Raw genomic sequence first — 24,403 nt, 5'->3', positions numbered from 1 at the left:
TATGTGCAGTTCATCTCTCATACGGCACAACGCGTGCGCCGTTGACGGCGGGGCATTGAGCGGACGTATCCTAAGGCCGGAAAAACGCAGGGAGCGCCGCATGGAAATCAAGGTGGGAAAAGCAGCTGTGGTCGTGCTGGCCGGCGTTATCTGCATGGCCTGCACCAGCGTCATAGCAAAAGGGAAAGCGCCTGCCGCGCGATATCCGGCGGCGCTGCATGGGGTGTGGTTGGGGTCGGGTCCGGAGTACTGCAAGCATCCGGATAGCGAAGGCAGCGATTCACGCTTCGTGATTGCGCAGTCCAAGTTGACTGGTTACGAGGATTGGAGCGAGCCAGTCCATATCCAGCAGATTTCGAAGACACCGCAGGCATGGCGAGTGGCATCAACCCTTCATCGCGACGATTACACGTTCGATCAGGTGAGCATCATGTTGCTCAGTAATAAGGGTGGCGTCCTGACGGTCGTGAGCGAGAAAAACTCTATGGCGTACTACCGTTGCGCATGATCGACATGCTCGATCTATTCTCGAAGACCAATCGGTAGATGCTACCGTCAAGCAACTTCTGATGATGCGGACGCGATGATTGTGAAACCGAAAGCCCAGCACGTGGCCATGGCCTTGATGGTTGGGATGCTTTGCATGGCGTGCACATCTACATCCGCCAAAGGAAAGCAGGCCCGAGCTGCCTATCCGGCTGAGCTGCATGGCATATGGGAAGGCGGGGTTCCCGTCTGCAAGCTGCCGGGGAATCCGGACAGTGATGTCCGCATGGAGATCGGAGCTGGCAAGTTGGTCGACTACGAAGAGTGGAATGAACCGGTACGTGTGGTTCAGATTTCAAGGAATCCGAAAGCCTGGAAGATCGTGTCGAAGCTCCATTTAGATGATGGCGACGTATTCGAGGCTGAGGACATCTTCTTGCTCAGCGCCGAGGACAATGGCCGGCTGACGGTAGTCAATGGCCAGACGTCCTTGTCCTATTTTCGTTGCAAGTAGACGGTGGCGTTGATCACTTACGATTTCATCCGCGAAAGGGCGTGTAGACGTGTCTATATAGAGAGGATGCTGAAGTACAGAGCCTTGAGCCGTTGCCGAAGTATCGCGTCTCCAAGAAGGGGTCGTGAAAGCGTGGCGAACAGGGTGACCGAAAGGTCGCCTTTTTCGCGCCGGATCGTTCGGTTACGTTCGGCCGATGCGCCAGTCGCAACAATCAGTTGCGAGCGATGTTGTGCAGTTAATCCAGTCCGTGGCACAACACTTGCGCCGTTGACGGCAGGGCGTAGGTCGGACGTATCCTAAGGCCATAAGAACGCAAGGGGTGCCACATGGAATTCAAGGTGGATAAGGCGATCGCGATCGTGCTGGCTGGGGTGCTTTGTATGGCCTGTGCCCCTTCAGTAGCCAAAGGAAAAGTAGCTTCCGCGCACTACCCGAAAGTACTTCATGGTGTATGGCAGGCGGACTTTCCAACATGCAAGCTTCCCGGCAACCTCGATAGCGATGTTCGAATCGAGATAAAGCCAGACAAGTTGATTGATTATGAGCAATGGAATTCGCCGGTGCGGGTGATCCAGATATCGCGATCACCGCAGGCCTGGAAGATCAGCTCACGGGTTCATATCGATGAGAGCACATTCGATCACGAGGAGATTTACGCGCTTAGTGGGCAGGACAACGGGCAATTGACCATTGTCGACGGAAATCGCGCCATTACCTATGCGCGCTGCAGGTAAAGCATTCGCCGTTGCCATTGCGAACTGCGACTAGAGGGGCGGGATTCGACCATATGCCGATGGAACAGAAACACGAAGTGGCTCCCATGGATGATCCTTTACCGCACTACCGGGTGATCCAGAAGGGGCCTACGCACAACATCCCGGTCACAGACTTCGATAGTTTGGTAACGCATCACCCCCGCGACAATATTCGAGCGACTCTTCTTAACGGAGTGGTCGTCGGCGGCGAACCAATGCGCAGGCATGCGATGGTCGATTCCGAGGTCGAAGAAGTTGGAGTCTGGACGCCACAGGATAGTTACGGGCTCACACGCGACCAGGTTCTGGTGAAGAAAGATTTCATACTCGAAGACTCGCGCTTGGTCATCGGCGCGCGTGGCGCGCGCGACGTAGATGTGCCGTCGCCCCTGACCGGCTACGTCGGAAAACGCAACGATGCTAAAGGCCTGGTCGACATCTATGACCGGGAAGGCGGTCAGGTCATCGCCCGCATTCGCCACATGCGCGACATCGCTGTGAGCGAGGGCGACACCATCCAGTACGGCCAGGCGCTGGGGACTCAGAGCAATCGAGCAACCGAACACGTCCACGTGCATATGGAAGTCGATACCCGCTACTACCAGCAGTACGAGAACTACCTGCAGGACCTGTCCGATGGTCGGCTATCGATCGATCCGGCGCGGCGCGATCAGGGCATCGAAGCACGCGCCGTGATCGACGACGGCGTGATCCGCATCGGCGAATCGTCCGAACTGGCCCGCATCGCCCAGCAGCGCCTCAACGCCGAAGGATACCGCGACGCGAACGGACAGGCTTTGGTGGAGGACGGCGTATACCGCCTGCCGATGCAGGCGGCGGTCATCAATTACCAGAACGCCCAGGGCTTGCCCGCCACTGGCAACCTCGACCCCGCGACCTTGCAGCAGCTGGCGCCGCAGATGCTGCCGCCGCAGCTGAATCCAGAGCTGAATCCAGTGAACCCCGAGCGCGATGGCCGCTTGCCGGGCTCACGCAACGGAGGCTACGGCGGCGCCAATGACCGGCCCCTCAGCAACGACCCCCTGCTGCCGCAAGCCGAAGCCGCCATCCGTCGCCTCGATGCCAGTCTGGGCAAACCCTACGACGGCGACAGCGCCTGTATGGCCGCCAGCGCTGCCTGCCTTGCGCGCAAGCAGGGGCTGACCGGCATCGACCATATCGTGCTGAGCGCCGCCAACGATCGGGGCGTGGCCGCTGGCCAGAATCTGATCGTGGTCCAGGGCGACTTGCAAAGCCCCGGTCGCCAGCTGGCGAGCATGCGCACCGACGATGCCATGCGCACGCCGGTCGCCGACTCGGTGCAGCAGCTCAATCAGCTCTACGCCGCCAGCCTGTCAGCTCCGTCGCAAGACGCGCAGGCCCAGGGACGTCAGACCGGGCGCACCGCCTGAGGCTAATGCGCGGCGCGACCCGCAGCGGTCGCGCCGCGCGCTAGTTGCGAGGGGCTATGCCCCAGCATGCGTCGCAAGCAACGGGCCATATGGCTGGCATGCGAGAACCCCGCCGCCAAGGCGATCTCGCCGATACTGTGCTCGCTCTGCAGTAATAGGCAGCGCGCCCGCTCCACCCGCCGTTCCATCACATAGCGGTGCACCGGTACCCCCACGGCCTGCTTGAACAGCGGCTTGAAGTGCGAAGCACTGTAGCCCGCGACCGCCGCCAGTTCGGCCAGCGACAGCGGTTCGTCCAGGTGCGCTTCGATGTACTCCTGCACGCGCCGCAGGCGCCAAGCCGGCAGGGCACGGCCGGGTTTGTCGGCCGACAGCGATCGGCGCGATTGCAAGGCCAGCAAACGCGCAGCCAGCGCGGTGGCCAGGCTGTCGGTAAACAAACGCCCGCCCGGATACGCGTCGTGATCCTCGGCCTGCATCATCCAGCCGATGCGCTCGATCTGCGGATCGCGGATATGGATCGACGGCGCCAGCATCGCGCCGCCGGTGCCCAAGCCCATCGCTTGCGAGGTTTCGCCCAACAGCGTCGGTGTCAGCCGCAGCAACAGCGAACGCGCCGGCTGCGACACCACCCAGCGCGTGCTGGATCCGGCCGGCACCACGCAGAACTGGCCGTGCAGGCGCACGCCCTGGCGCTGGTGCCCGTCCATGCGGTACGACACCGGCACCGGCTCACCCAGGTGCAGGCACAGCACGTGGCGCCCGTCCACCGGCGAGTCGAACACGCCATGGGGCACGGGCGTGGTCAGCACGTCCAGCAGGGGCGCACGGTCCGGCCCGCCCGACAGCAGCGCAGCCGGGGGGGAGGGGTAACACGCGGGGCGGTCGCTCATGGGCCGATCCTCGTCCCCGCGCCGGGCCCGGACCAGTGCCGAAAATCATCCTTTCGTGTCCGCGCGCGGCCGTTTGTGCGCGCGCCGAGCGGGCGCCCTCGCCAGCATGGCGGGCAGACCCTCCCCGTACAGGACACCGCACATGCAACGCAGGCAATTCATCCAATTGGGCGCGGCCGCCCTGGCCGCCGGCGTGGCCGGCGCCTGCGCGCCGCTGGCGACGACCCGCCGCGGCCTCGCCGGTGCCGTCGGCGACGCGCCGCTGGACGCGGCCGCCTACCGCGCGCTGCGTCGCTACGCGCAGACCCCGTTCGGCCGCATCGCCTACGTCGAGCGTGGCCGCGGCCCGGCCGCTGTGTTCCTGCACGGCGCCCCGCTCAACGGCTATCAATGGCGCGGGGCCTTGGACCGCCTGTCCGCGTACCGCCGCTGCATCGCGCTCGATTTCATGGGGCTGGGCTACTCCGAGGTGCCCGAGCACCAGGCGCTGGACGCCCACGCGCAGACCGCGATGCTGGCGGCCACGCTCGACCGGCTCGGCGCCGACCAGGTCGACATCGTCGCCAGCGACAGCGGCGGCGCCGTCGCCCAGTTGTTCCTGATCCGCCACCCCAAGCGCGTACGCAGCCTGCTGCTGACCAACTGCGACGTCGAACCCGACAGCCCGCCGCCGAAGATCCAGCCGGTTCTCGATATGGCCCGCGCCGGTACCCTGGCCGACGCCACCGCCGAATGGCTGACCGACAAACCTAAAGCCCGCGCTACCTTCGGCGCCGCCGTCTTCGCCGACCCCAGCCGCTTCGCCGACGAGACCATCGACTACTACGTCACTCCGCTGGTCGCCACGCCGCTGCGCCGCGCGCAGTACCACGCCTTCCACCTCGCGCTGTCGCCCAACCCCTTGGCGGGCATCGAGGCCGAGCTCAAGCGCAGCCAGGTCCCGGTGCGCATCGTGTGGGGCGCGGCGGACGACATCTTCGATCAGGGCGATGCGGAGTACCTGGATCGCACCTTCCCGAACTCGCAAGGCATCCGCCGCGTGCCACGCGCGAAGCTGTTCTTCCAGGAGGAGTTTCCGGAGGTGATCGCCGAAGAGGCGCGCAAGTTGTGGGGTGTGGCTTAGGCCTGCCGCCACGCGGAGCTGGCCGGGCGCGTCGTCAGCCGGGCGAGGAGCAGCGCGCCAGCAGCGGGACGACCGCGTCCATGATTTTTATGGAACCCAGGCTTTGAAAGGACGTGGCGTCGAACAATTTGGCCTGCACCGCCGATTTGATCAGCGGCAGGGCTTCTTTCAGTTCGGCGTCGCTGGCCGGATTGCGTTCGTCGCCCCAGCGACGGTACAGCGCGAACAGGCGCAGGCCTTCGGGGCTGGCGTAGAAGCGCTCCATCTCGGCCTGCTCGTCCGCGCTCAAAGACTGCGCGATCACTTCCTGCATGACGTCGACCACGGGGGTGGCGGGAATGCGCTCGACGCACGCGATTTCGTCCGGCGTGGCGTCATGCGTGCTGCGCACCATGTCCGCGAGGTCGTCCACGTAGGCCGAGGCCATGGCCTTCGCGGTAGCGGAGGCCGGCGGTACGCCAGCCGCCCAGGCGGGGGCGCTCAGCGCGAGCGAAAGCAGCAGCAGGGGCGCGAATGGCATGGCGTTCCTTCTTGGGCGGGTGCGGTATTGCGGGCGGTGTGGCGACGGTCAGCTTGCGGATGCCGAGCGGCGTTTGCGAGCCCGCTGGGCAGCGCGGTTGATGCGCTTTACCCAGTCGTCGCCCACTCGGACCGACACGCCGAACCTGTCCTCGTGTTCTAGGCACAGGAAGGCGAGCCCGGCCATGATCGCGGCGAAGAACCCGTAGATCCAACCCATGGTGGAGCCGGGGCCAAGCAAGGCCGACTTGTATGCGCCGCCTACGGCGGCGGACATGGCTGCGAAGTAACCCAGCATCAGCGCGACTCTGGCGAACCGGCGCCACGGCAGGGTGGCGTGCCAACCCTGCCGCCAACGGACCTTCTGCGACGCGCTGTCGTAGACCATCAGGCCCCATAGCGACGACAAGTCGATTAGGGACTGGCTACTGTCCGGGCGGCTCAGCGCCAAGCGGATCACCGGCGTGGGCAGATAGGTGCCGAACACGTGTCGCACCGCCATCTGCAGCCACAGCGCATCGCGTTCCCGGCCGTCGGACCAAAGTTCCAGGAACTCCTTGCGGTGCTGACCGCGACGCCCGTGCAGGCCGAACACGCCGCGCACCGCGTAGAAGCCCAGGGCGGCCACCACGCCAAAGATCAGGAAGGATCCGCCCCCCGTCTTGATGACTTCCTCGAGCATGCGACCTCCTGTCCTGCCATGCGCCATCTTTTACCGTCGCGCGATCCCAGGCAAGAGCGGCGTCGCCGATGCAGACGCAACTCAGGTTTGCTCGGTGGTGGCCCCATCGTCCAAGGACGACCGCCCTGCTTCCTGTAGGAGCGGCGTAAGCCGCGACCGTGAAAGCGATACGGCTGCGCTACCGCGACTCACGTCGCCCCCACCGACATCCAAAGCGACGTCGCTCCAACAGGGGGAGCGACGCAACGGCATTCAAAACACCTTATCCGGGTCTTTGATATACGTCCCCGAAAACTCCAACCGAACGTTCGCGATCGCCGCTTTCAGCTTGCCCAGGTCCAGCGTATCGGTGTCGCCCGCCTCCACCTTCGGCGAGGACAGGATCCAATCGGTGTACAGCGTCGGCTCGGGGTACGAGGTGCGGAATTCCTCGGCGATCGCGGCGCGTACGCGGATGCAGTCGAGAGCGGGGTCGGTGGGGACGTTGGCCAGGTCGTAGCGGAACGTCAGGTTTACCGGCGCGCCGTGGAAGTGGAAGTCCTGGACCTGGCCGGCGACCAGTTTGCGGTCGTCGTAGGCGCCGCTGGTGCGCACGGTGAATTCGATTTCGCCCTTGCTCGGGCGTCGGCCTTCGACCCATTCCACCCAGACGAAGATTTCACCGACGCGCACACGGCTGATGCGGCCCCACCCGGACAGCGGGCCGCGGCTGGGGGTGAAGCGCAGTTCCACGCGCTGGCCGCCGAGCAAGGCCTCGCGCGCGCTGGCGGGCAGGGCGTACTTGTTGCGGGTATAAGGCTGCGGCATGGGGCGGAAGCTGTCCAAGGCGCGCGCCTGCATCTTCTTCAGGTCGGCGATGGCGACCAGGTCGCCGGCCAGGTCGGCGATGCCGCGGTGGTTGTCGCGCGGCGGCAGCGGATCGCTCAGCGCCCAGTAGCGATAGGCCGCGTCGAACTGGCCCAATGCGACCAGCATCGAGCGCTGCACGGCGCGGTAATTGCCCCACAGCACGATCATGGCCTGGCCGGACAGCATCTCTTCCTTCTTCAGGCCTTCGATCTCGCGGGCGACGGCGTCGTACTGGCGGCGCGCGATCTCCGACTGCAGCTTGGCGCGCGCGATTTCCTGCACCAGCGGCGGCAGCGCGGCTTGCGCGGTGGTCAGGGCGCGGCCGTAGATCACCAGGATCTTGAGTTCCTTCAGGTACTCCTCGGCGCCGCCGATGCTCTCCTTGATCGCCGGGGCCAGTTGGGTCTCGACTTCGACCCACAGCTGATCCCAATAGGCGCCGGCGGACGGCGCGCCCTTGGCGTCGTCGGACAGGGATTCGCGGGTGAGCGCGGACAGGTCGTCGGCGAACTTCTTGGCGTTGTCGATCTTGTCGACCGCGGCGACGATGGCCAAGCACATCGTGACGACCTTCTCGATCGCCTTGCCCACCTTGACCAGGGTCTTCATGATCTCGGCCAGCTTGGCGGCGGTGCTGGCGACGTCGGCCGCGGCCTTGGCGGCGCCGGCCGCGCCGGCGGCATTGCCGCCGAACATCGAAGCCACGCCAGACACGAACGAGAACACCGCGCCGACGATCGCGAGCGCGGCTTCGCGTTCCTTGGCGGCTTTCCAGGCGTCCATGCCGCGCTTGAACTCGGCTTCGGCGCGGCGCACGTTGCCGCTTTGCGGTTCTATCGAATCCTGCGCGCGTTTGACGTTGGCGGTGGCCAGGCGCAGGTTCTCGGCCAACTGCTGGCTCACCAGCTTCTGGAACGAGCCGGCGTCTTCCTTTTCGCCCAGCACCAGTTTGGCCGCCTTCTTGCGCGCGTCCAGCTCGTAGCTGCGGTCGCTGAGGCGGGCGAAGGTGCCGGCGTAGGCCTGCAAGGCGGGCACGTGGTCCTTGGCGATCTCGCCGTAGAACGAGGCGCTCAGGTACGGTATCTGTTCGGGATCGAAACGTACCGGGCGCAGCAGTTCCTGGGCGGAGCGGCAGCCCAGCGATACGGTGTCCCAGGCGCTTTGGTTCGGCACCAAGGCCATCAGGCCTTCCATCCGCGACAGCAGCTCCAGCGCGAGCTCGCCCTTGCCCTCCATGCCCAGCGCTTGCGCGGCGAACAGCATGCGGTCCAGCAGCTTGGTGCAGCCCGGTAGCGGCAGCGCGTTGAGGTCGATCGCTTCCTCGGTGAACGGCAGCGGCTTCCTCTCGTCCAGCGGATACGTGCTGACCACCACCTGCCGCGGCGTCAGCGGGCTGGGCAGGTCGCGCTTGCCGCGGACTTCGTGCTCGACCCAACTGGAGTCGTTCCACTTCATCCAGCGCTCCACGCTCATCTTCTGGGTCGCAGGGCTGAGAGCGCCGACATAGAAGCCCAGGCGGAAGGTGATCTCCCAGCCGCGCTTCTCCAGCAGCAATTGCGCGCCGGCCTCCAGGCGCCGCGCCATCACCACGATATGCTCGAACTCGCGGCACAGGATGGGCGCGTCGGCCGCATGCTGCGCGGTGATGGTGTCGGCGAAGATCAGCAGGCGGTCTTCGTTGTCGCGCTCGGTCTTGACCGCGGCCACGCGATGCAAAGCATCGTCCAGTCCCAGCCGCATCCCCACCACCAGCCACCAATTGCCGACGCGGCCGACCCGCACCAGCGGACCGGCGTGGTAGGGGTTGTCGATGATCGCGTCCCAATCGGGCTCGTCCGCGCGCAGGGCGGGGTCGGTCAATAACGTAGACATGCAGCCTCCAGTGATATCCGCAAGAAACATCCGTGTTGCGGCGGGGGAGGCCAGGCCACGAAATCCGAGACGTGGGCCGCAAGTGGGCGAGTATAAGGGCGCTTTCCATCCATTGGATGCGGGCACGTCCGAATCGCCTTCGCGCTCTCGGGGAGATGCGGTAACGTGGCCGCCTGGACCGTCCAGCTTGGGAAACGCAAAGGCGCCATGTTCGGCATATTCAAGAAGAAGGCGCCGCCCTCGCGGCCACCCGAGCGCTTCCCGCCCGTTCCGGACTGGCGGCCGGATATGGCGCTGCCGCTGGATAAGATGGTCGAGCGGTTGCGCTTCTACACCAACGGCAAATGCGACCTGGCGGTCTTTACGCATGGGACCTGCGTCATCCTCCCGGACGACTTGTCCGACGAGGATGCCGGTGCCTACGCCATGGATGTCCTGTCCAAGATTTACCACTACCACCCGGACATGAATCCGACGCCGATGAAGGGTGGCGACGTCCTGGTGAGGTACAACCACCCGGCGGCCAATCTGGTGCTGGACGATCTCGCGCAATTGCATTGGGCGCAGATCGAGCGCAATCACCTGCGCGCACTGGCCACGCATGAAGTGCTGATGACGCCGCTCGGCCAGAACGTCTTCGACGATGTCGGGAAGAAGGCGTTGTTCGGTCGCTGCTTCATGTTCATGGATGCGCAGAGTCCACGCATCGTCCGGATCGTGCGCAAGGGCGAATGAGGTCGCGGCCAAGTGGTGTGGGCGCCTACGGCTGCGCTTGCAGGAACTCCAGCGTCATCGCCACGAACTGCTGGTGAAACTCCACATTGGCCAAATGCACCGCCGGCAGCGTCACCAGCTTCGCGCCCGGGATCGTCGCCGCGATCAGTTCGCCATGGCTGGCCGCGGTTACCGGATCGTACTGCCCGGCGATCACCAGGGTGGGATTGGGGATTACAGCGATGGGGCGGCGTAGGTCGGCGTCGCGCACGGCGGCATAGGAGCCGGCCAGGCCCTGGCGGTCGGTGTTCAGCAGCATGGCGCGGAAGCGGTCGACGACGGGCGGGTTGGCATCGAGCATGCGCTGGGGGAACCAGTTGGCCAGGAAGATCTCGGCGGTGTCGCGCATGTCCGGCGCCGCCTGCACGGCGGCGATGCGCTCGTCCCATTGCGGGGCCGGGCCCAGGTAGGGCGAGGTGTTGCTGAGGATCAGGCGGTCGATGCGTTCGGGCGCATGCACGCCCAGCCATTGGCCGATGAAGCCGCCCAGCGACAGGCCGAGGAAATGCGCGCGTTCGATATCCAGCGCATCCATCAATTCGAGCACATCGCGGCCCAGGCGATCCAGCGAATAGGCGCCGGTCGGAACGCCTGTCCCGCCGTGGCCGCGGGTGTCGTAGCGCAGCACGCGGAAGTGCTGGGACAGCGCCGGCACTTCGGCGTCCCACATGTGCAGGGTGGTGCCGATGGAGTTGGACAGGACCAGCACGGGCAGGCTGGGATCGCCGTCGAGGCGGTAGGCGATGCGGGTGCCGTCGCCGGCATTGAGGAACTGGGTGTCGCTCATGGTCGTGGCTCTCGTGGGGTGACGGCGGGGTTCGCCGTGGAGAGCAGGCTAGTGAGGGACGGCCGGGCTTGATATAACAAAGTTCGCACAGTCTTTGTCAGAAAATACGACATGGCCGAATTCACCCTGCACGACCTGCAATGCTTCGACGCCGTGGTCCAGGCCGGCGGTTTCCAGGCCGCGGCCACGGCCTTGAACCGCTCGCACCCAGCGGTGTTCGCCGCGGTCGCCAAGCTGGAGCGGCAGCTCGGCCTGAGCCTGCTCGACCGCAGCGGTTACCGCGTAGGCCTGACCGACGCGGGGCGCTCGTTCCACCGGCGCGCGCAGTCGCTGCTGTGCGAGCTCGACGGCCTGCGCACGCACGCGGCGCAGCTGGCGATGGGCGAGGAAAGCGAACTGCACGTGGTGATCGGCGACCTGTGCCCTCGGCCAGAAGCGCTGGGTTTGCTCGGACGCTTCTTCGCGCAGTGCCCGAGTACGCGCCTGCATCTGCATTTCGAAGCGGTGACCGGGCCGTGGGAACGCTTGTTCGATGGCGACGCCGATCTGATCCTGCACCGCATCGACAAGAGCGACCCGCGCCTGGAGTGGCTGGACCTGGGCAAGGTGCCGATGCTGCCGGTGGTGGGGGCCGGGCTGCTGCCCACGCCGCTGCCGCGCGCAGTCACGCCCGAGCGCATGCGCGGGTACACCCAGTGCGTGATGCGCGACACCGCGCGGCATTCGCCGTCGCGCGACTACTTCGTGATCGAGGGCGCGCCGCAGTGCACGGTCGGCGATCAGCTGATGAAGAAGGAAATCATCGTGCAGGGCCTGGGTTGGGGGCACATGCCGCGGTTCCTGATCGAGGACGAGTTGCGCGACGGCCGACTGCTGTCGATCGCCGGGCGGCACCTCCCCGGGCGGGTCGAAGAACTGGTGGCGGCGCGCCGTCGCGATCGCCCGCAGGGCCCGGTCGCGCAACGGCTGTGGCAGTACCTGGAAGCGCAGGCTTCGCAGTTGCGCGCGGCGCTCGATCCGGCCGCGCCGACGCCGCGGAGGACGCCGGCTTTGCGACGTAGCTCCAGGGCGTCGACGGCTGCGCGGTGAATGCTGCGAAGGCCGCTATCCCGTCATCGGAAATAACGAATGGTCAGGATCGGCATAGTCGGCTCGGCGATTTCTCGTAAGCTGTGCGCATGCCCACCTATATCGCCTTGCTCCGTGCTGTGAACGTCGGCGGCACCGGAAAACTGCCCATGGCCGAACTGCGCGAGATGTGCGTCGCGGCCGGGTTCCAGGACGTGCGCACCTACATCGCCAGCGGCAACGTGGTGTTGCGCAGCCCCAAGAGCGCGGTCCAGGTCAAGCAGGCGCTGGAAGCGAGATTGGCCGAGTACGCGGGCAAGCCGGTCGGCGTGGTGGTGCGCTCAGGCGCCGATCTGGCGCGGGTGCTGGCCGGCAATCCCTTCGCCGAAGGTGCGCCAAATCGGGTGGTGGCGATCTTCCTCGGCGATCCGCCGGCGGCCGACGCGCTGGACACGGTCCGGCATCGTCGCGAGGAGCGGATCGCGCTGGGCGAGCGCGAGATCTACGTGCATTACGGCGACGGCATGGCCGACTCCAAACTGGTGATCCCCGCCGCGCGCGCGGGCACGGCGCGCAACATGAACACCGTCGCCAAGCTGATCGAGTTGGCCGGCGCGGATTGAAACGCGACCGCACCGCTGCGTCGGTGGCGATGCCGAGCGCTTGACCTCAAGCACGCTTGAGGCCGTAGCGTGATGGCCTGTCGAAGAACGAGACCAATTGATGCCACCGCAATTGCAACATCTGGACATCTACTTGAAGCGCCTCGGCTACGCCGCGGCGCCTGCGCCGACCTTGGACACGTTGCGCGAGCTGCAGCAGCGCCATACCGCGGCGTTCGCGTTCGAGACCCTGTCCACGCTGTTGCGCATGCCGGTTCCGGTCGATCTGCCGTCGCTGGAACGCAAGTTGCTGCACGACGGCCGCGGCGGTTATTGCTACGAACTCAATCGGCTGTTCCAGGCCTTGTTGCAGGACCTGGGCTACGACGCGCGCAGCCTGACCGGGCGCGTGGTGATGGGCGGGCCGGAGGACGCGTTGCCGGCGCGCACGCACCGGATGCTGCTGGTGACCGTCGACGAGGTGCGCTACCTCGTCGATGTCGGGTTCGGCGGCCTGGTGCCGACCGCGCCGCTGGATCTGGACAGCGACGAGGTGCAGGCCACGGCGCACGAGGACTACCACCTGACCCGACACAACGGCGATTATCTATTGCGCGCCGAAGTCGGCGGCCAGTGGCGCGGCTTGTACGTGTTCGACCTGGCGCCGGCGGCCGAGATCGACCATGTGGTCGGCAATTGGTACGTGTGCACGCACCCGGACTCGCCGTTCCTGGGGCAGCTGTTCGCCGCGCGCACCGGTCCTGGCATCCGCAAGACCTTGAATGCCGGAAGTTACGCGCTCCATCGCAACGGCGCGCCCAGCGAGCGCCGCGAGTTGCCCGATGCCGACGCGGTGATCGCGGTGCTGCGCGAAGAGCTCGGAGTTCGCGTGCCGGACGATCCGGCGCTGCGCGCGGCGATCGAGCAGCGGTTGGCGCAGCGCGAGGAAGGGTGACTGGAGCGGCGCGCCGCCGTCATTGGCCCCTAGGCCAGCAGATGGCGCAGCTGTAGTCGCCAGCGGCATCCTCGGGTTCCTGGGCCCGGGCGATGGTCTTGCGGATGTAGGCCTGGCGTTCGCGCATCAACGCATCGCGCGGCGCGCCGTAGTCCACCGCCAGTTCGTACAGCGCGTCGGCGTTCTCCAACGGGCCGCCGGCCAGGTTCAGGGTCGCCCAGTCGGAGAGCAGGTTGGCCACGACCGGATCGGGCGCCGGGACGAACTGGGTGCGCTCCATGAGTTGATAACTCAGCGACCGGTCCAGTTCCCAGGGTTTCACGGGCTGGCCGTCGTTGCCAGCCGGCATAACCGCCGGCAGCGCGGGTGCCGGCTTGGCTTCGAAACGCAGCCCGGCGATTGAATGTCGCTGGAGATAATCCGGCTCGCGCGCCGCGGCGATCTTGGCTTGAAGGATGCGCGCGTGCAGCCATTCCGTGCGCAGGTGTTCATTGGCGTTGCGCTGGATGCCCAGGCGGATCCAGCGCAACGCGACGTGGTCCTGCCCGGCCAGTTCGAGCGCGGTGCCCAGGTTGGCCGCGGTTTCATGATGACCCGGATAGCGGCGCTCGAGGCTGAGAAAGTGGCGAATCGCCAACGGGTACTGGCCCTGGTAGATCAACAACACGCCGAGATTGGTCAAGGACGCGAAGCTGGGCTGCTTGCGCGCCGCGGCGATCGTTTCGGTCGCGCGCTTCAAAGCGTATTCGCGGCCATCGCGTTTGCGCATCGGCTCGGTGAAATCCTCGCCTAGATACCAATCCGGTGCGAAGCGCCGGCCGCTACGGTCGGTGCCGACCTCGTTGATGCAGGCATGCGCAGTCGAGGCGAGCAACAGCAATGCAGTCGCGAGCAGGATCTTCATCGGCGGGTTCCCCTGAGTGCGGCCATCCTGACCGCGCGTCGAAGCATAAAGCAGGCGAAGTCGGGCCGGTATTCGGTTCGGCGCGAAGTTTCAGCGCTTCGAATCGACCAGAACCAAGCCGTAGGGAGCGCAGTCAGGCGATCGCGCCCGAGACGTGCAACGCGTGTTCGACGAGGCTGGGTAAGGCCGTGACGGCATGCCGGTGCGAAGAACTGAGCGACCGACGGAAGCCGGAAACGAAAAATCCCGCCGTAGCGGGATTCTTCGTGAGATGGGTCAGCGGCGCGATCGCCGCGACGGGCTCAATGGTGCAGCAGCACGTCGGCGATGATGCCGGTGGCGACCGCGATCAGGATCATGCGGCCGTCGTCCATGCGCACCCAGCGGTGGCCGCGCGGCGGCGGGGCCAGGTGGTAACGCGGGTAGTCGTCGATGTAGTAGCGCGGCTGCATGTAGACCACGTCGATGCGCTGGCCGCGGCGGTAGTCCTTGTGCCAGCCGTTGTGGCGGCCCGGCGGATGATTGCGGCCGTCGTAGCTGTAGTAATAGCGGCTGTCGTAGCGGTCGTAACCGCGGTCGCCGCGGTCGCGACGGTCGTAGCGATCGTCGTCGTGGCGGTCGTAGCGATCGTCGCGGTCCTGGTGCTTGTCGTGTCCGTGGCCATGGCCCTTGCCGCGGCCATCGGCCATCGCCGGCGAGGCGAGGACGGTCAGCGCAAGCGCGGCGGCCAGCAATATGCGTTTCATGCGGATTCTCCCGGTTCTCGGATGGCGTTCGTTGCCATGCGTTGTAATCGCATTGGGTCGTCGATGCAGCTGCATCATGTGCCAAACGCGACCTGCGTCGAGAGTTCCGGGCATTCGTGTTTAAGGTTCCTTTAACCCTGGCCGGAACGCCGGCGCCGCCTCGCGCCGACGTAACCGGTTACAGGGAGGGATTACTTAACCGACACCAAATTTAAAGAAACATGCCGCCCGATGCCTCGATGCGCTGCGCGTTGATCCAGCGGTTGTCGGGCGCCAGCAGGGACGCGAACACGCCGCCGATATCGTCCGGCTGACCGACCCGGCCGAGCGCGGTCTGCGAGGCGACATAGGCGTTGACCTCGGCGTTGTCGCGCACGGTGCCACCGCCGAAGTCGGTTTCGATCGCGCCCGGGGCGACCACGTTGACCGCGATGCCGCGCGGGCCCAGTTCCTTGGCCATGTACTTGGTCAGCACTTCGATCGCGCCCTTCATCGATGCGTACGCGCCGTAGCCGGGCAGGGCGAAGCGGGTCAGGCCGGTGGAGACGTTGACGATGCGGCCGCCGTCGGCGATCAGCGGCAGCAGTTTCTGGGTGAGGAAGAACACGCCCTTGAAATGGATGTTCACCAGTTCGTCGAACTGCGCTTCGGTGGTGTCGGCCAGCGCGGCGTGGGTGCCGATGCCGGCGTTGTTGATCAGGTGGTCGAAGCGATCGCGCTGCCAGTGCGTAGCGAGCGCGTCGCGGACCTGGGCGGCGAAGGCGTCGAAGCTGCGGCTGTCGCCGACGTCCAGCTGCAGGGCGACCGCGCGCCGGCCCTGGGCCTGGATCGCGGCGACGACCGCGTCGGCTTCGGTGCGGTTGCTGCGGTAGGTCAGGATGACGTCGTTGCCGTAGGCGGCGAGCTTGAGCGCGGTGTTGCGGCCCAGGCCGCGGCTGCCGCCGGTGATGATGGCGATGGGGGTGGTGGTCATGGCGGAGTCCTCGGGGGTGGTGTGGGGGCCACTCTATTGGCGCGACATCGGCTGATAAATCTGCATAATTCGATTTATCTGTTCGCCATTACTGAACAATAGGCCGCCGCCGGGAGCCCGCGATGAACCAGATCGAGGCCATGCACGTCTTCGTCCGCGTGGCCGAGCTGGCCAGCTTCACCCGCGCCGCCGACAGCCTGGGGCTGCCCAAGGCCAGCGCCTCGACCGCGGTGCAGCAGTTGGAAAACCTGCTCGGCACGCGTCTGTTGCACCGGACCACGCGCAAGGTCCAGACCACTCAGGATGGGCAGGCCTTCTACGAGCGCTGCAAGGACCTGCTGGCCGACATGGACGAGCTGCAAGGCATGTTCCAGCAGGCGCCGCAGTCGCTGCGCGGCCGTCTGCGCGTGGACATGCCCAGCGGCATGGCCCACAGCGTGGTGATCCCGCGCCTGCCCGAGTTTCTGGCCCTGCATCCGCAGTTGGAGCTGGAATTGAGCAGCGCAGACCGCCGCGTCGACCTGGTGCGCGAAGGTTTCGACTGCGTGGTGCGGGTCGGCTACCTGGGCGACAGCGCCCTGATCGCGCGGCCGCTGGGCCAGTTCCGCGTGGCCAACTGCGCCAGCCCCGGCTATCTGCAGCGACACGGCGTGCCGCGGAGCCTGGAGGACCTGGCCTCGCACCGTCTGGTCCATTACGTGACCAGCCTGGGCGGCCGGCCCGACGGCTGGGAATACTGGGACGGCGCGGCCTACCGCATCCTGCCCATGGCCGGCGTGTTGACCGTCAACAACGTCGAGGCCTACCGGACCGCCTGTCTGACCGGCCTGGGCCTGATCCAGGCCCCGCTGATCGGGCTGCAGCCCTACCTGGAGCGGGGAGAACTGGTCGAGGTGCTGCCGCAGCTGTGCGCCGAGCCCATGCCGGTGTCGCTGCTGTACGCCAACCGGCGCAATCTGCCGCGGCGCGTGCAGGTGTTCATGCAGTGGATGGCCGAGGTCTTGCAGCCGCATCTGGACCCGGCGGACGAGTTCCGGCCGGCCGAAAAATAATTTCGCGGCGCGTGTCGATCACGGGCGCCTTGCTTCGTCGTCAAGAAGAGCAGGCCGGAAACGACCCCGTATTTTGCCCGCCAATCTACCCTCCACCCTCAAGGATTCGTCATGGCTACCAAGATCTTCGTCAACCTCCCGGTCCAGGACCTGGACCGCTCCGTCGCCTTCTATACCAAGCTCGGTTACTCGTTCAACGCCAAGTTCACCGACGAGAACGCGACCTGCATGATCGTCTCGGACGACATCTACGTGATGCTGCTGGTCAAGCCGTTCTTCCAGACCTTCGTGAGCAAGCCGATCGGCGATGCCGGCAAGAACGTGCTGGCCATCCTCAGCATCAACGCCGAGGACCGTGCCGGCGTCGACGCGCTGGTCGAGAAGGCGATCGCGGCCGGCGCCAAGTCGCCGGAAGCCAAGGATTACGGCTTCATGTATCAGCGCGGCTACGAAGACCCGGACGGCCACCAGTGGGAAGTGTTCTACATGGACCCGGACGCCGATCCGAGCGCGGCGCAGAGCGCCTAAGCGGTCCGCCTCGACGGTCGCCGGACTCGCCGGCGACCGTCGTTCGCCTGGATGCACCACCGCGGCCGGTCGCCGAGGCGCCGGCCCGTGCGGTGGTGATCGGCCTAACGCATCGGATCGCAGCGCGGCCGAACCCACACTCCCGGCACATTCCGCCGCCCCGAGGCGCTGCCATCATCGCGGCCACCTTCCTCCGACCTGGGCGAGTCCGCAGCGATGAAGAAATCCATGACCTGGCGGTCCGGCCGCAGTCTGGCGATGGCCGGCGCGCTGTCGATGCTGTCGGCCCTGACCGCGAGCGCGGCCGCAGCCGCCGAGCCATGGCCGGGGCAGTCGCTGACCTCCAGCGACGGCACCCGCATCCACTACGTCGACAACCGGCGAGCGGGCGAGGCTCCGGCGCTGGTGTTCGTGCCCGGTTGGGGCATGGACTACACGATCTGGGAGGCGCAGCTGGCGGCGTTCGCCGGCGGGCATCGAGTGATCGCGATGGACCCGCGGTCGCAGGGCGCGTCGCAGCAGAGCGGCGGCGGCAATACGCCGGAGGTGCGGGCCGGCGACATCGAAGCGTTGTTGGCCGCGCAGAATCTCAAGGGCGTGGTCTTGATCGGCTGGTCGCAGGGCGTGCAGGACATCGCCGCCTACGTGGACCGCTACGGCACCGGCCGTGTCGCGGGCCTGGTGCTGGTGGACGCGGCGGTGTCGCGCGGTGCGGCCGGCGCGCAGTCCGATCCGCAGGCGGCGCGGCGCTTCCTGGAGATGATGGCGGTCTACGCCGCGCATCCGCGCGAGTACCTGCAGGGCATGATGGGCGCGATTTTCGTCAAGCCCTTGCCGGCGCAGAAGCTCGAACACCGCGTCGATACGGCATTGCGCACGCCGGTGAGCACCGGCGTGGCGATGCTGGTGGCGGATATGTACGGCGTCGATCGCAGCGGCGCGCTGAAGAAGTTCGACCGGCCGACCCTGATCGTGGCGGCCTCGGGTTCGGATGAACTGGCCGCGCAGAAGGCGGCCGCGGCGCAGGTGCCGGGGGCGACCTTGGAGGTCGTGACCGATGCGGGGCACGGCGTGTTCGTGGATCAGCCCGAGGCGTTCAATGCCGCGTTGCGGAAATTCGTCGAGGGCTTGCGGCGCTAGGCGCGCATCGCGCTCGAGGCGGAGTCGTCGGGGTCCGGATGGGGCTATCGCGGCTTACGCCGCTCCCACAGGAGGCGCAGGTCTTACAGGCGCGCAGCTGTGGCCGCGATCTTGGGCGGAGGCGTAACCGCGATTCCGCTTTGGGGTAGGAGCGGCGTAAGCCGCGAGCGCGTCAGTAACCGAAACTATGCGGTCGCGGCTTACGCCGCTCCTACCCCAAGGCCGCGGCCTCCGCCCGGACTTCACACGCCCGGACGCTTGAACTCGCGGTCGATCCAGCGGTTGAGCAGCAACTTCTCGTAGCGCAGCGGGTCGCTGTTGCTGAGCGTGTTGGCGCTGCTGAGGAAGCCCATGTCGCTGAGCTTGCGCTCGCCTTCGGCGATGACCTGGCCGTCGGCGCCGATGCGGCGGAAGCTGAGCGTGATCCGCGGCGGGTAGATGTCGCGGATGAAGCGGGTGTCGTCGAAGGCGGCGCCGCGCCAGGGCTCGAAATTGCCGGCGCGGCGGATGTCGAGGATGTCGACTTCCAGGCGCTCGCCGGCGGGCAGGCGGGTCTGCGCGCGCTTGCGCAGGTGCTGGGCGATGTCCTCGACCCAGTTGCCGCGCTTGGCTTCGCTGGAGTTGCCGCTGTATCGGATCTCGGTGAACTGCGCCGGGTTGCCCCAACGCACATCGACCGGGCCTTGTTCGGGCAGCGCGCGAGGCGCGTCGGGGTCGGTGACGTTGCGGCTCTTGGCTTCGGCGGCGCCGGCCAGGCTCAGCGCGAGCAGGGTGACGAGCAATGCGGGACGGAGAATCATGGGTGGCTCCGCGACAAAGCGCCCGTGGGCGATGGCGGAATTGTCCGCCCGCGCGCGAACGCCCGCAAATGCCGGCCTTGCGGCGTGTCAGCTCGCGCTCAGCGTGTCGATCAGGGCGCGCGCCGCCGCCGACAGCTGCCGGTGCGGGGCGTAAATCAGCGAGAACGCACGCGTACGGCCGCGCGACTGCGGCAGCACTTCGACCAGGCGGCCGGCGTGCACACGCTCGCCGACGATGAAGTCGTAGCTATGGCAGATGCCCATGCCCTGTTCGGCCAGCGAGACCATGCCGATCGGGTCGTCGGACACCAGCACCTGGCCGTTCGGCGTCCAATCGCGATCATGGCCGTCCTCTCGCAGCACCCAGGCGAAGGGACGGCCGGTGCTGGGCATCAGGAACGACAGGCACAGGTGCTGCGCCAGGTCGTCGATGCGCTGCGGCACGCCCGCGCGCCGCAGGTAATCGGGCGAGGCGACCAGGCAGGTCGGCGCGTCTTCCAACTTGCGCGCGACCAGGCCGCTGTCGGGCAGATCGCCGAGGCGAATGGCGAGGTCGTAGCCCTCGGCGATCAGGTCGACGTTGCGATTGGCGATGCTCAACTCGATCCGCACGCCTGGGTGGCGTTGCGCGAACGCCTGCAGCTTCGCCGGCAGGCGGTAGTGGCCGTAGGTGGTCGGCACGCTCAGGCGCACGCTGCCGCCGAGTTCGCCGCCCTGGCCCTGGATCGCGCGTTCGGCGTCGTCGATCAGGGCGAACGCGGCGCGGGATTGTTCGAGGTAGAGGCGGCCGGCGTCGGTCAGGCCCAGGCGCCGGGTCGTGCGTCGCAGCAGTTGCACGCCCAGGCGCGTTTCCAGGCGGGCGATGGCGCGGCTGATCGCCGAGGGCGTGGTGCCCAGCGCGGTCGCGGCGGCGGTCAGCGAACCGCGCTCGACCGCGGTGGCGAAGGCTTCGACATCGGCGAGGTGGTCGTAGTGGCGGCTCATTCTTGCGGTCTGCGCACGAGTAATTTGTCCTGAAGCGAGTTTATCGCCATGAGTGGCAGGAATAGAGTGCCTGCACCGGGTCGCCCCGCCGACCTTCCTCAACCAGGATCCCCGCCATGACCGCTTTGTTCGCCGCCGCCCTGTTCGGCCTGGCCGCCACCGCCACCGGCTCCGTGCCGGCTCCCGCCGGCAAGCCGGTATTGATCGTCCTGACCAGTCACGGCACCAAGGGCAGCACCGGCCAGCCCACCGGTTTCTACCTGGGCGAAGTCACCCATCCGCTGGCCGTGTTCGACGCCGCCGGCATCGCGGTCGAGTTCGCCTCGATCCAGGGCGGCGAGCCGCCGGTGGACGGCGTCGAGCTCGACGATGCCACCAATGCGCGCTACTGGAACGACGCCGGCTTCCGCGCCGCGATCCGCAACACCGCGCGCCTGGATCAGGTCGACAGCAAGAAGTACGCGGCGGTGTTCTACGCCGGCGGCCACGGCGCGGTTTGGGATTTCCCGGACAGCCCGGCGGTGCAGCGGGTGACGCGCGAGATCTACGAGTCCGGCGACATCGTCGCCGCGGTCTGCCACGGCCCCGCCGCGTTGGTGAACGTGAAGCTCAGCGACGGTACCTATCTGGTCGCCGGCAAGCGCGTCAGCGCGTTCACCGACGACGAGGAGCGCGCGGTGAAACTGGAGAAGGTGGTGCCGTTCCTGCTCGCCAGCACCTTGAGCGAACGCGGTGCGCTGCATCAGGCCGCGCCGGACTGGACTTCGAAGGTCGTCGTCGACGGTCGCCTGGTCACCGGCCAGAACCCGCAGTCGGCGACCGCCACCGCCGAGGCGGTGCGCGATCTGCTGCGCAAGTCCGACGCTGCGAACTGATCGAGCTCCGATGAAGTCCCGCTCCCTCTCCCGTATGCGGGACAGGGAGCGGGCGAGCGCCGAAATGAGGCGCAGGTCATCCGAAGGTCCCATACCCCGCGTCGCAGCAAGCTCTACACTCGGACTCACCTAACGCTCTGGGGAGAGGCTGGTATGAAGCTACGCAACGCCGCGTTGTCCGCTGCATTGTCCTTGGGTCTGAGCCTGGCGCCGGGCGCGCAGGCGCAGAATGGCGTACCGATCTACGTGCTCAAGGCTGCGCACCTGTTCGATGGTCGCAGCGGGCAACTCGTCTCGCCCGGCGTGGTGGTGGTGCGCGGGGACCGCATCGTCGGCGTCGGCCGCGACGCCACGGTTCCGGTCGATGCGCAGGTGATCGATCTGGGCGATGCGACCCTGCTGCCCGGTTTCATCGACGCCCATACCCATCTCGCGTCCGACCACAGCGAAAACTGGGCGCAGGGGTTCTACGAGAGCATGCTGCGCTTCCCGACCGAGCAGGCCTTCCATGCCCAACGCAATGCGCAGGCGGCATTGATGGCCGGCGTCACCAGCGCGCGCGAACTGGGCGCGCCGGACTTCGTCGACATCGGCCTGCGCAACGCGATCAACGCCGGCCTGGTGCAGGGCCCGCGCCTGATCGTCGCCGGCCATGCCCTGGGGTCCACCGGCGGCCATTGCGACAGCGTCAACGCGCCGCCGGACCGCGTTCGCCCGGCCGGTCCGCTGGAAGGCGTGTGCAACGGCGCCGAGGAGTGCCGCCTGGCGGTGCGCCAGCAGATGAAGTACGGCGCCGACGTGATCAAGATCTGCGCCTCCGGCGGCGTGCTGTCCGAATCCGATCCGGTCGACGTGCCGCAGCTCACCCCCGCCGAGCTCGACGCGATCATCAGCGAGGCCCACAACTGGGGCCGCAAGGTCGCCGCGCACAGCCATGGCGACGTCGCCGCGCGGCTCGCGGTCGAGGCCGGCATCGATTCGATCGAACACGGCAGCTTCCTGACCCCCGGCACCTTGCAGCTGATGAAGAACAAGGGCGTCTACCTGGTGCCCACGCGCATGACCCAGCTGTGGGTGAACGAGAAGGCCGATACCTACCCGCCCAAGATCGGCGAGAAGGCGCGCGCCGCGGCCGCGGCCCACACCCAGATGTTCCGTCACGCGCTGAAGATCGGCGTGCCGATCGCCTACGGCACCGACTCGGCGGTGTTCCCGCACGGCCTCAACGCGCGCGAGTTCGGCGATTACGTCGACATGGGCATGACCCCGGCCGCGGCGCTGATGACCAGCAGCCAGGGTTCGGCCAAGTTGTTGGGCATCGACAAGGACACCGGCACCCTCGAAGCCGGCAAGGCCGCCGACATCGTCGCCGTGCCGGGCGATGTGATCGAGAACATCCGCGCGACCGAGAAACCGGTGCTGGTGATGCGTGCGGGCGTGGTGGTGAAGGGCGGCGCGCCGTAAACCCGGATCGCCTCCAAAAAATCCGGGACGGCGCGCGGGCCCATCCGCGTGCCGCCCCGGAGATCTCCCTGACGAGGAGACGGACAGCTTGCCGGCGCGCTGTCGCAACAGCCGAGACTGCACGTCGATTGGATCGTGCCTGGACAACGCCGTAACCGGCCGCGGTTCAAAATCGGCGCTCCCCCATATGCCGTAGCGTCGGCGCAGGAGCGTGCATGGCATCGATCCAGCAGGAAATCTGGGTGGACGCGCCCGCGGAGTTCGTCTGGCAGGCCCTGCGCGATGTCGGGCGCATCCACGAGCGGCTGGTGCCGGGCTTCGTCACCGACTGCCGCCTCGAAGGCGATACCCGCATGGTGACCTTCGGCAACGGCCTGCGCGTGAGCGAGCCGATCCTGGACGTCGATCCGGTGCGCCGGCGCGTGGCCTGGGCGGCGGTGGGCGACCCGTTCCGCCACTACAACGCCTCGGTGCAGGCGTATACCGAGAACGGCGGTACCCGCCTGGTGTGGATCGCCGACCTGTTGCCGAACGAACTGACGGCGCAGGTCGCCGGGATGATCGACGTGGCCCTGCACACCATGAAGCGCACCTTGGAGCGCGACGCCGGCGGCGCCAAGCAGGGCGCCGGAGCCTGATCGGCCTGCAAACGCAATCAGGGCAGGAAGCGGCAAGACGCGGTCGCAGCGCCTGCTGCGACCGCAACAACTAAGAACTCAGGCGCCGACCCGGCGCCGAACTTCGCCCAGATCGCGCACCGGGCGCACTTCGATGCAGCCGGAGTCGGCCCAGGGGAATTCGGCCGCGATGCGCAGGGCCTCGTCCATGTTCTCGGCTTCGATCAGGTTGAAGCCGCCCAGGTATTCCTTGGTTTCGGCGAAGGGGCCGTCGGTGATCGTGGTGCGGCCGTTGCGCACGCGCACCGATTTGGCGGTGACCGGCGCTTCGAGCTGTTGCGAGTCCAGCAGGTAGCCTTGGTCGCGCAGCTCGTCGGCGTGGCTCAGACAGTTGCGCATCATGGTGTCGGCCTCGGCGGCGGGGATCTCGCCGAGCAGGCTGTGGTCGTTGTAGATCATCACCAGAAACTTCATGCGGGTACTCGTGGCGGAAGGGAGGCCGACAATGTGCAGCCACCGTATCCGCACCGCAAGGCACCCGGCCGGCAGAATCGTGTTCAAGCATCGATACGTCGACGGCGAGGCTGTCGCGAGCGGGGTCGGCGGCGGTCAGGGTTGCCGGCGCTTGCGGCCGGCGGATTTGCGCGCGGGTTCCGGCGCCGGCCGGGGCGTGGCGGCGAGGTAGGGGGCGGGGCGTTCGAGCCGGACTTCGCTGGAGTGCTGATCGATCCATCGCTGCGCCGCGCCCAGGCCGTCGCGGTCGAGCCGACAGGTGCGCACCCGGCCGGTCTTCTGGCTGCGCACCAGGCCGCTGTCCTCGAGCACCTGCAGATGCTGCACCACGGCGGCCAGCGACATCGCCAGCGGTTGCGCCAGCTCGCTGACGGTGGCGGGACCGGTGTCCAGGCGCTCGATCATCGCGCGCCGGGTCGGGTCGGCGAGGACGTGGAACACCCGGTCCAGGTTCGGTGAATAGTCAAGCATGCGCTTGAGTTTAGACCGGCCCCGGCAATTGTAAAGCGGTCG

Annotated in this window: 27 protein-coding genes; 15 read left to right on the top strand and 12 right to left on the bottom strand. The window is 66.9% G+C overall.

Annotated features, from left to right (window positions below):
• Positions 1–100: 100 nt before the first annotated feature.
• The 4 genes from ASD78_RS09560 to ASD78_RS09545 all read left to right on the top strand — a co-directional run bounded on the left by ASD78_RS09560 (position 101) and on the right by ASD78_RS09545 (position 3,170).
• Complete coding sequence (locus ASD78_RS09560; RefSeq protein WP_056100648.1) at positions 101–508, top strand: hypothetical protein; 408 nt, start codon at positions 101–103, stop codon at positions 506–508.
• Between the two features lie 81 nt (positions 509–589).
• Positions 590–1,000, top strand: coding sequence for a hypothetical protein (locus ASD78_RS20705; RefSeq protein WP_156087684.1), 411 nt, complete (start codon positions 590–592; stop codon positions 998–1,000).
• A 329-nt stretch (positions 1,001–1,329) separates the two neighbouring features.
• On the top strand, positions 1,330–1,737 hold the full coding sequence (locus ASD78_RS20700) for a hypothetical protein (protein ID WP_156087683.1): 408 nt from the start codon (positions 1,330–1,332) through the stop codon (positions 1,735–1,737).
• 59 nt (positions 1,738–1,796) lie between these two features.
• Positions 1,797–3,170, top strand: a complete 1,374-nt coding sequence (locus ASD78_RS09545; protein WP_162250154.1) for an XVIPCD domain-containing protein — start codon at positions 1,797–1,799, stop codon at positions 3,168–3,170.
• Between the two features lie 2 nt (positions 3,171–3,172).
• Here the strand turns inward: ASD78_RS09545 and ASD78_RS09540 are convergent, their stop codons facing one another.
• A complete protein-coding gene (locus tag ASD78_RS09540) occupies positions 3,173–4,063 on the bottom strand; it encodes an AraC family transcriptional regulator (RefSeq protein WP_056100637.1) in 891 nt (296 codons plus the stop codon).
• Between the two features lie 142 nt (positions 4,064–4,205).
• On the opposite strand from ASD78_RS09540, the gene ASD78_RS09535 reads away from it, so the two are divergent.
• Complete coding sequence (locus tag ASD78_RS09535) at positions 4,206–5,186, top strand: alpha/beta hydrolase (RefSeq protein WP_056100634.1); 981 nt, start codon at positions 4,206–4,208, stop codon at positions 5,184–5,186.
• A gap of 34 nt (positions 5,187–5,220) precedes the next feature.
• Here ASD78_RS09535 and ASD78_RS09530 read toward each other — a convergent pair whose 3' ends face one another.
• From ASD78_RS09530 to ASD78_RS09520, 3 genes are all read right to left on the bottom strand, one after another.
• Positions 5,221–5,706 carry a hypothetical protein gene (locus tag ASD78_RS09530; RefSeq protein ID WP_056100631.1) on the bottom strand — a complete coding sequence of 162 codons (486 nt, stop codon included), beginning with the start codon at positions 5,704–5,706 and terminating at the stop codon, positions 5,221–5,223.
• Positions 5,707–5,754: 48 nt separating this feature from the next.
• Positions 5,755–6,387, bottom strand: a complete 633-nt coding sequence (locus ASD78_RS09525) for a hypothetical protein (RefSeq protein ID WP_056100628.1) — start codon at positions 6,385–6,387, stop codon at positions 5,755–5,757.
• A 252-nt stretch (positions 6,388–6,639) separates the two neighbouring features.
• Positions 6,640–9,108: a hypothetical protein gene (locus ASD78_RS09520; RefSeq protein WP_156087681.1), complete on the bottom strand. Its 2,469-nt coding sequence runs from the start codon at positions 9,106–9,108 to the stop codon at positions 6,640–6,642.
• A gap of 165 nt (positions 9,109–9,273) precedes the next feature.
• Here ASD78_RS09520 and ASD78_RS09515 point away from each other — a divergent pair, with 165 nt between their 5' ends.
• A complete protein-coding gene (locus ASD78_RS09515; protein WP_156087680.1) occupies positions 9,274–9,843 on the top strand; it encodes a hypothetical protein in 570 nt (189 codons plus the stop codon).
• Between the two features lie 25 nt (positions 9,844–9,868).
• On the opposite strand, the gene ASD78_RS09510 is transcribed toward ASD78_RS09515, so the two are convergent.
• Positions 9,869–10,669: an alpha/beta fold hydrolase gene (locus tag ASD78_RS09510; protein WP_056100617.1), complete on the bottom strand. Its 801-nt coding sequence runs from the start codon at positions 10,667–10,669 to the stop codon at positions 9,869–9,871.
• Positions 10,670–10,780: 111 nt separating this feature from the next.
• Here ASD78_RS09510 and ASD78_RS09505 point away from each other — a divergent pair, with 111 nt between their 5' ends.
• The 3 genes from ASD78_RS09505 to ASD78_RS09495 all read left to right on the top strand — a co-directional run bounded on the left by ASD78_RS09505 (position 10,781) and on the right by ASD78_RS09495 (position 13,294).
• Positions 10,781–11,758, top strand: coding sequence for a LysR family transcriptional regulator (locus tag ASD78_RS09505; RefSeq protein ID WP_056100613.1), 978 nt, complete (start codon positions 10,781–10,783; stop codon positions 11,756–11,758).
• Positions 11,759–11,847: 89 nt separating this feature from the next.
• Positions 11,848–12,360, top strand: coding sequence for a DUF1697 domain-containing protein (locus ASD78_RS09500; RefSeq protein WP_056100610.1), 513 nt, complete (start codon positions 11,848–11,850; stop codon positions 12,358–12,360).
• Between the two features lie 100 nt (positions 12,361–12,460).
• Entirely contained in the window at positions 12,461–13,294 is an 834-nt protein-coding gene (locus ASD78_RS09495) for an arylamine N-acetyltransferase (protein ID WP_056100604.1), read from the top strand.
• Between the two features lie 19 nt (positions 13,295–13,313).
• Here ASD78_RS09495 and ASD78_RS09490 read toward each other — a convergent pair whose 3' ends face one another.
• The 3 genes from ASD78_RS09490 to ASD78_RS09480 all read right to left on the bottom strand — a co-directional run bounded on the left by ASD78_RS09490 (position 13,314) and on the right by ASD78_RS09480 (position 15,917).
• Entirely contained in the window at positions 13,314–14,198 is an 885-nt protein-coding gene (locus tag ASD78_RS09490; protein WP_056100602.1) for a hypothetical protein, read from the bottom strand.
• Positions 14,199–14,500: 302 nt separating this feature from the next.
• Positions 14,501–14,944, bottom strand: coding sequence for an RcnB family protein (locus ASD78_RS09485; RefSeq protein WP_056100599.1), 444 nt, complete (start codon positions 14,942–14,944; stop codon positions 14,501–14,503).
• A gap of 211 nt (positions 14,945–15,155) precedes the next feature.
• Positions 15,156–15,917 carry an SDR family oxidoreductase gene (locus tag ASD78_RS09480; RefSeq protein ID WP_055904754.1) on the bottom strand — a complete coding sequence of 254 codons (762 nt, stop codon included), beginning with the start codon at positions 15,915–15,917 and terminating at the stop codon, positions 15,156–15,158.
• A gap of 122 nt (positions 15,918–16,039) precedes the next feature.
• Here ASD78_RS09480 and ASD78_RS09475 point away from each other — a divergent pair, with 122 nt between their 5' ends.
• The 3 genes from ASD78_RS09475 to ASD78_RS09465 all read left to right on the top strand — a co-directional run bounded on the left by ASD78_RS09475 (position 16,040) and on the right by ASD78_RS09465 (position 18,637).
• Entirely contained in the window at positions 16,040–16,969 is a 930-nt protein-coding gene (locus tag ASD78_RS09475) for a LysR family transcriptional regulator (protein WP_056100597.1), read from the top strand.
• 111 nt (positions 16,970–17,080) lie between these two features.
• Positions 17,081–17,497, top strand: a complete 417-nt coding sequence (locus tag ASD78_RS09470; protein WP_055904748.1) for a VOC family protein — start codon at positions 17,081–17,083, stop codon at positions 17,495–17,497.
• A 228-nt stretch (positions 17,498–17,725) separates the two neighbouring features.
• Positions 17,726–18,637, top strand: coding sequence for an alpha/beta hydrolase (locus ASD78_RS09465; protein WP_056100594.1), 912 nt, complete (start codon positions 17,726–17,728; stop codon positions 18,635–18,637).
• A gap of 242 nt (positions 18,638–18,879) precedes the next feature.
• Here the strand turns inward: ASD78_RS09465 and ASD78_RS09460 are convergent, their stop codons facing one another.
• On the bottom strand, positions 18,880–19,437 hold the full coding sequence (locus tag ASD78_RS09460; RefSeq protein ID WP_056100586.1) for a DUF3016 domain-containing protein: 558 nt from the start codon (positions 19,435–19,437) through the stop codon (positions 18,880–18,882).
• An 87-nt stretch (positions 19,438–19,524) separates the two neighbouring features.
• A complete protein-coding gene (locus tag ASD78_RS09455) occupies positions 19,525–20,421 on the bottom strand; it encodes a LysR family transcriptional regulator (RefSeq protein WP_055904739.1) in 897 nt (298 codons plus the stop codon).
• A gap of 116 nt (positions 20,422–20,537) precedes the next feature.
• Between ASD78_RS09455 and ASD78_RS09450 the strand changes: the two genes are divergently transcribed.
• The 3 genes from ASD78_RS09450 (at position 20,538) to ASD78_RS09440 (ending at position 23,398) form a co-directional block, all read left to right on the top strand.
• Positions 20,538–21,296: a type 1 glutamine amidotransferase domain-containing protein gene (locus ASD78_RS09450; protein ID WP_082575518.1), complete on the top strand. Its 759-nt coding sequence runs from the start codon at positions 20,538–20,540 to the stop codon at positions 21,294–21,296.
• A gap of 153 nt (positions 21,297–21,449) precedes the next feature.
• Complete coding sequence (locus ASD78_RS09445) at positions 21,450–22,760, top strand: amidohydrolase family protein (RefSeq protein WP_082575517.1); 1,311 nt, start codon at positions 21,450–21,452, stop codon at positions 22,758–22,760.
• Positions 22,761–22,975: 215 nt separating this feature from the next.
• On the top strand, positions 22,976–23,398 hold the full coding sequence (locus ASD78_RS09440) for an SRPBCC family protein (RefSeq protein ID WP_055904733.1): 423 nt from the start codon (positions 22,976–22,978) through the stop codon (positions 23,396–23,398).
• Positions 23,399–23,476: 78 nt separating this feature from the next.
• Here the strand turns inward: ASD78_RS09440 and ASD78_RS09435 are convergent, their stop codons facing one another.
• Positions 23,477–23,851 carry a YciI family protein gene (locus ASD78_RS09435; protein ID WP_055904730.1) on the bottom strand — a complete coding sequence of 125 codons (375 nt, stop codon included), beginning with the start codon at positions 23,849–23,851 and terminating at the stop codon, positions 23,477–23,479.
• A 135-nt stretch (positions 23,852–23,986) separates the two neighbouring features.
• Positions 23,987–24,361, bottom strand: a complete 375-nt coding sequence (locus ASD78_RS09430; protein ID WP_056100578.1) for a metalloregulator ArsR/SmtB family transcription factor — start codon at positions 24,359–24,361, stop codon at positions 23,987–23,989.
• Positions 24,362–24,403 lie beyond the last annotated feature (42 nt).

The sequence above is a fragment of the Lysobacter sp. Root667 genome (assembly GCF_001427715.1).
GTDB lineage: Bacteria > Pseudomonadota > Gammaproteobacteria > Xanthomonadales > Xanthomonadaceae > Lysobacter.
The sequence above is the reverse complement of the archived record's forward strand: the minus strand, read 5'-3'. Positions and strand labels throughout refer to the sequence as shown.

Bases quoted from the DNA above. Each gene is read 5' to 3' on its own strand.
- ASD78_RS09560 (WP_056100648.1), top strand. From the start codon at position 101: ATGGAAATCAAGGTGGGAAAAGCAGCTGTGGTCGTGCTGGCCGGCGTT.
- ASD78_RS20700 (WP_156087683.1), top strand. From the start codon at position 1,330: ATGGAATTCAAGGTGGATAAGGCGATCGCGATCGTGCTGGCTGGGGTG.
- ASD78_RS09545 (WP_162250154.1), top strand. From the start codon at position 1,797: ATGGAACAGAAACACGAAGTGGCTCCCATGGATGATCCTTTACCGCAC.
- ASD78_RS09540 (WP_056100637.1), bottom strand. From the start codon at position 4,063: ATGAGCGACCGCCCCGCGTGTTACCCCTCCCCCCCGGCTGCGCTGCTG.
- ASD78_RS09535 (WP_056100634.1), top strand. From the start codon at position 4,206: ATGCAACGCAGGCAATTCATCCAATTGGGCGCGGCCGCCCTGGCCGCC.
- ASD78_RS09530 (WP_056100631.1), bottom strand. From the start codon at position 5,706: ATGCCATTCGCGCCCCTGCTGCTGCTTTCGCTCGCGCTGAGCGCCCCC.
- ASD78_RS09525 (WP_056100628.1), bottom strand. From the start codon at position 6,387: ATGCTCGAGGAAGTCATCAAGACGGGGGGCGGATCCTTCCTGATCTTT.
- ASD78_RS09520 (WP_156087681.1), bottom strand. From the start codon at position 9,108: ATGTCTACGTTATTGACCGACCCCGCCCTGCGCGCGGACGAGCCCGAT.
- ASD78_RS09510 (WP_056100617.1), bottom strand. From the start codon at position 10,669: ATGAGCGACACCCAGTTCCTCAATGCCGGCGACGGCACCCGCATCGCC.
- ASD78_RS09505 (WP_056100613.1), top strand. From the start codon at position 10,781: ATGGCCGAATTCACCCTGCACGACCTGCAATGCTTCGACGCCGTGGTC.
- ASD78_RS09500 (WP_056100610.1), top strand. From the start codon at position 11,848: ATGCCCACCTATATCGCCTTGCTCCGTGCTGTGAACGTCGGCGGCACC.
- ASD78_RS09495 (WP_056100604.1), top strand. From the start codon at position 12,461: ATGCCACCGCAATTGCAACATCTGGACATCTACTTGAAGCGCCTCGGC.
- ASD78_RS09490 (WP_056100602.1), bottom strand. From the start codon at position 14,198: ATGAAGATCCTGCTCGCGACTGCATTGCTGTTGCTCGCCTCGACTGCG.
- ASD78_RS09485 (WP_056100599.1), bottom strand. From the start codon at position 14,944: ATGAAACGCATATTGCTGGCCGCCGCGCTTGCGCTGACCGTCCTCGCC.
- ASD78_RS09480 (WP_055904754.1), bottom strand. From the start codon at position 15,917: ATGACCACCACCCCCATCGCCATCATCACCGGCGGCAGCCGCGGCCTG.
- ASD78_RS09475 (WP_056100597.1), top strand. From the start codon at position 16,040: ATGAACCAGATCGAGGCCATGCACGTCTTCGTCCGCGTGGCCGAGCTG.
- ASD78_RS09470 (WP_055904748.1), top strand. From the start codon at position 17,081: ATGGCTACCAAGATCTTCGTCAACCTCCCGGTCCAGGACCTGGACCGC.
- ASD78_RS09465 (WP_056100594.1), top strand. From the start codon at position 17,726: ATGACCTGGCGGTCCGGCCGCAGTCTGGCGATGGCCGGCGCGCTGTCG.
- ASD78_RS09460 (WP_056100586.1), bottom strand. From the start codon at position 19,437: ATGATTCTCCGTCCCGCATTGCTCGTCACCCTGCTCGCGCTGAGCCTG.
- ASD78_RS09455 (WP_055904739.1), bottom strand. From the start codon at position 20,421: ATGAGCCGCCACTACGACCACCTCGCCGATGTCGAAGCCTTCGCCACC.
- ASD78_RS09450 (WP_082575518.1), top strand. From the start codon at position 20,538: ATGACCGCTTTGTTCGCCGCCGCCCTGTTCGGCCTGGCCGCCACCGCC.
- ASD78_RS09445 (WP_082575517.1), top strand. From the start codon at position 21,450: ATGAAGCTACGCAACGCCGCGTTGTCCGCTGCATTGTCCTTGGGTCTG.
- ASD78_RS09440 (WP_055904733.1), top strand. From the start codon at position 22,976: ATGGCATCGATCCAGCAGGAAATCTGGGTGGACGCGCCCGCGGAGTTC.
- ASD78_RS09435 (WP_055904730.1), bottom strand. From the start codon at position 23,851: ATGAAGTTTCTGGTGATGATCTACAACGACCACAGCCTGCTCGGCGAG.
- ASD78_RS09430 (WP_056100578.1), bottom strand. From the start codon at position 24,361: ATGCTTGACTATTCACCGAACCTGGACCGGGTGTTCCACGTCCTCGCC.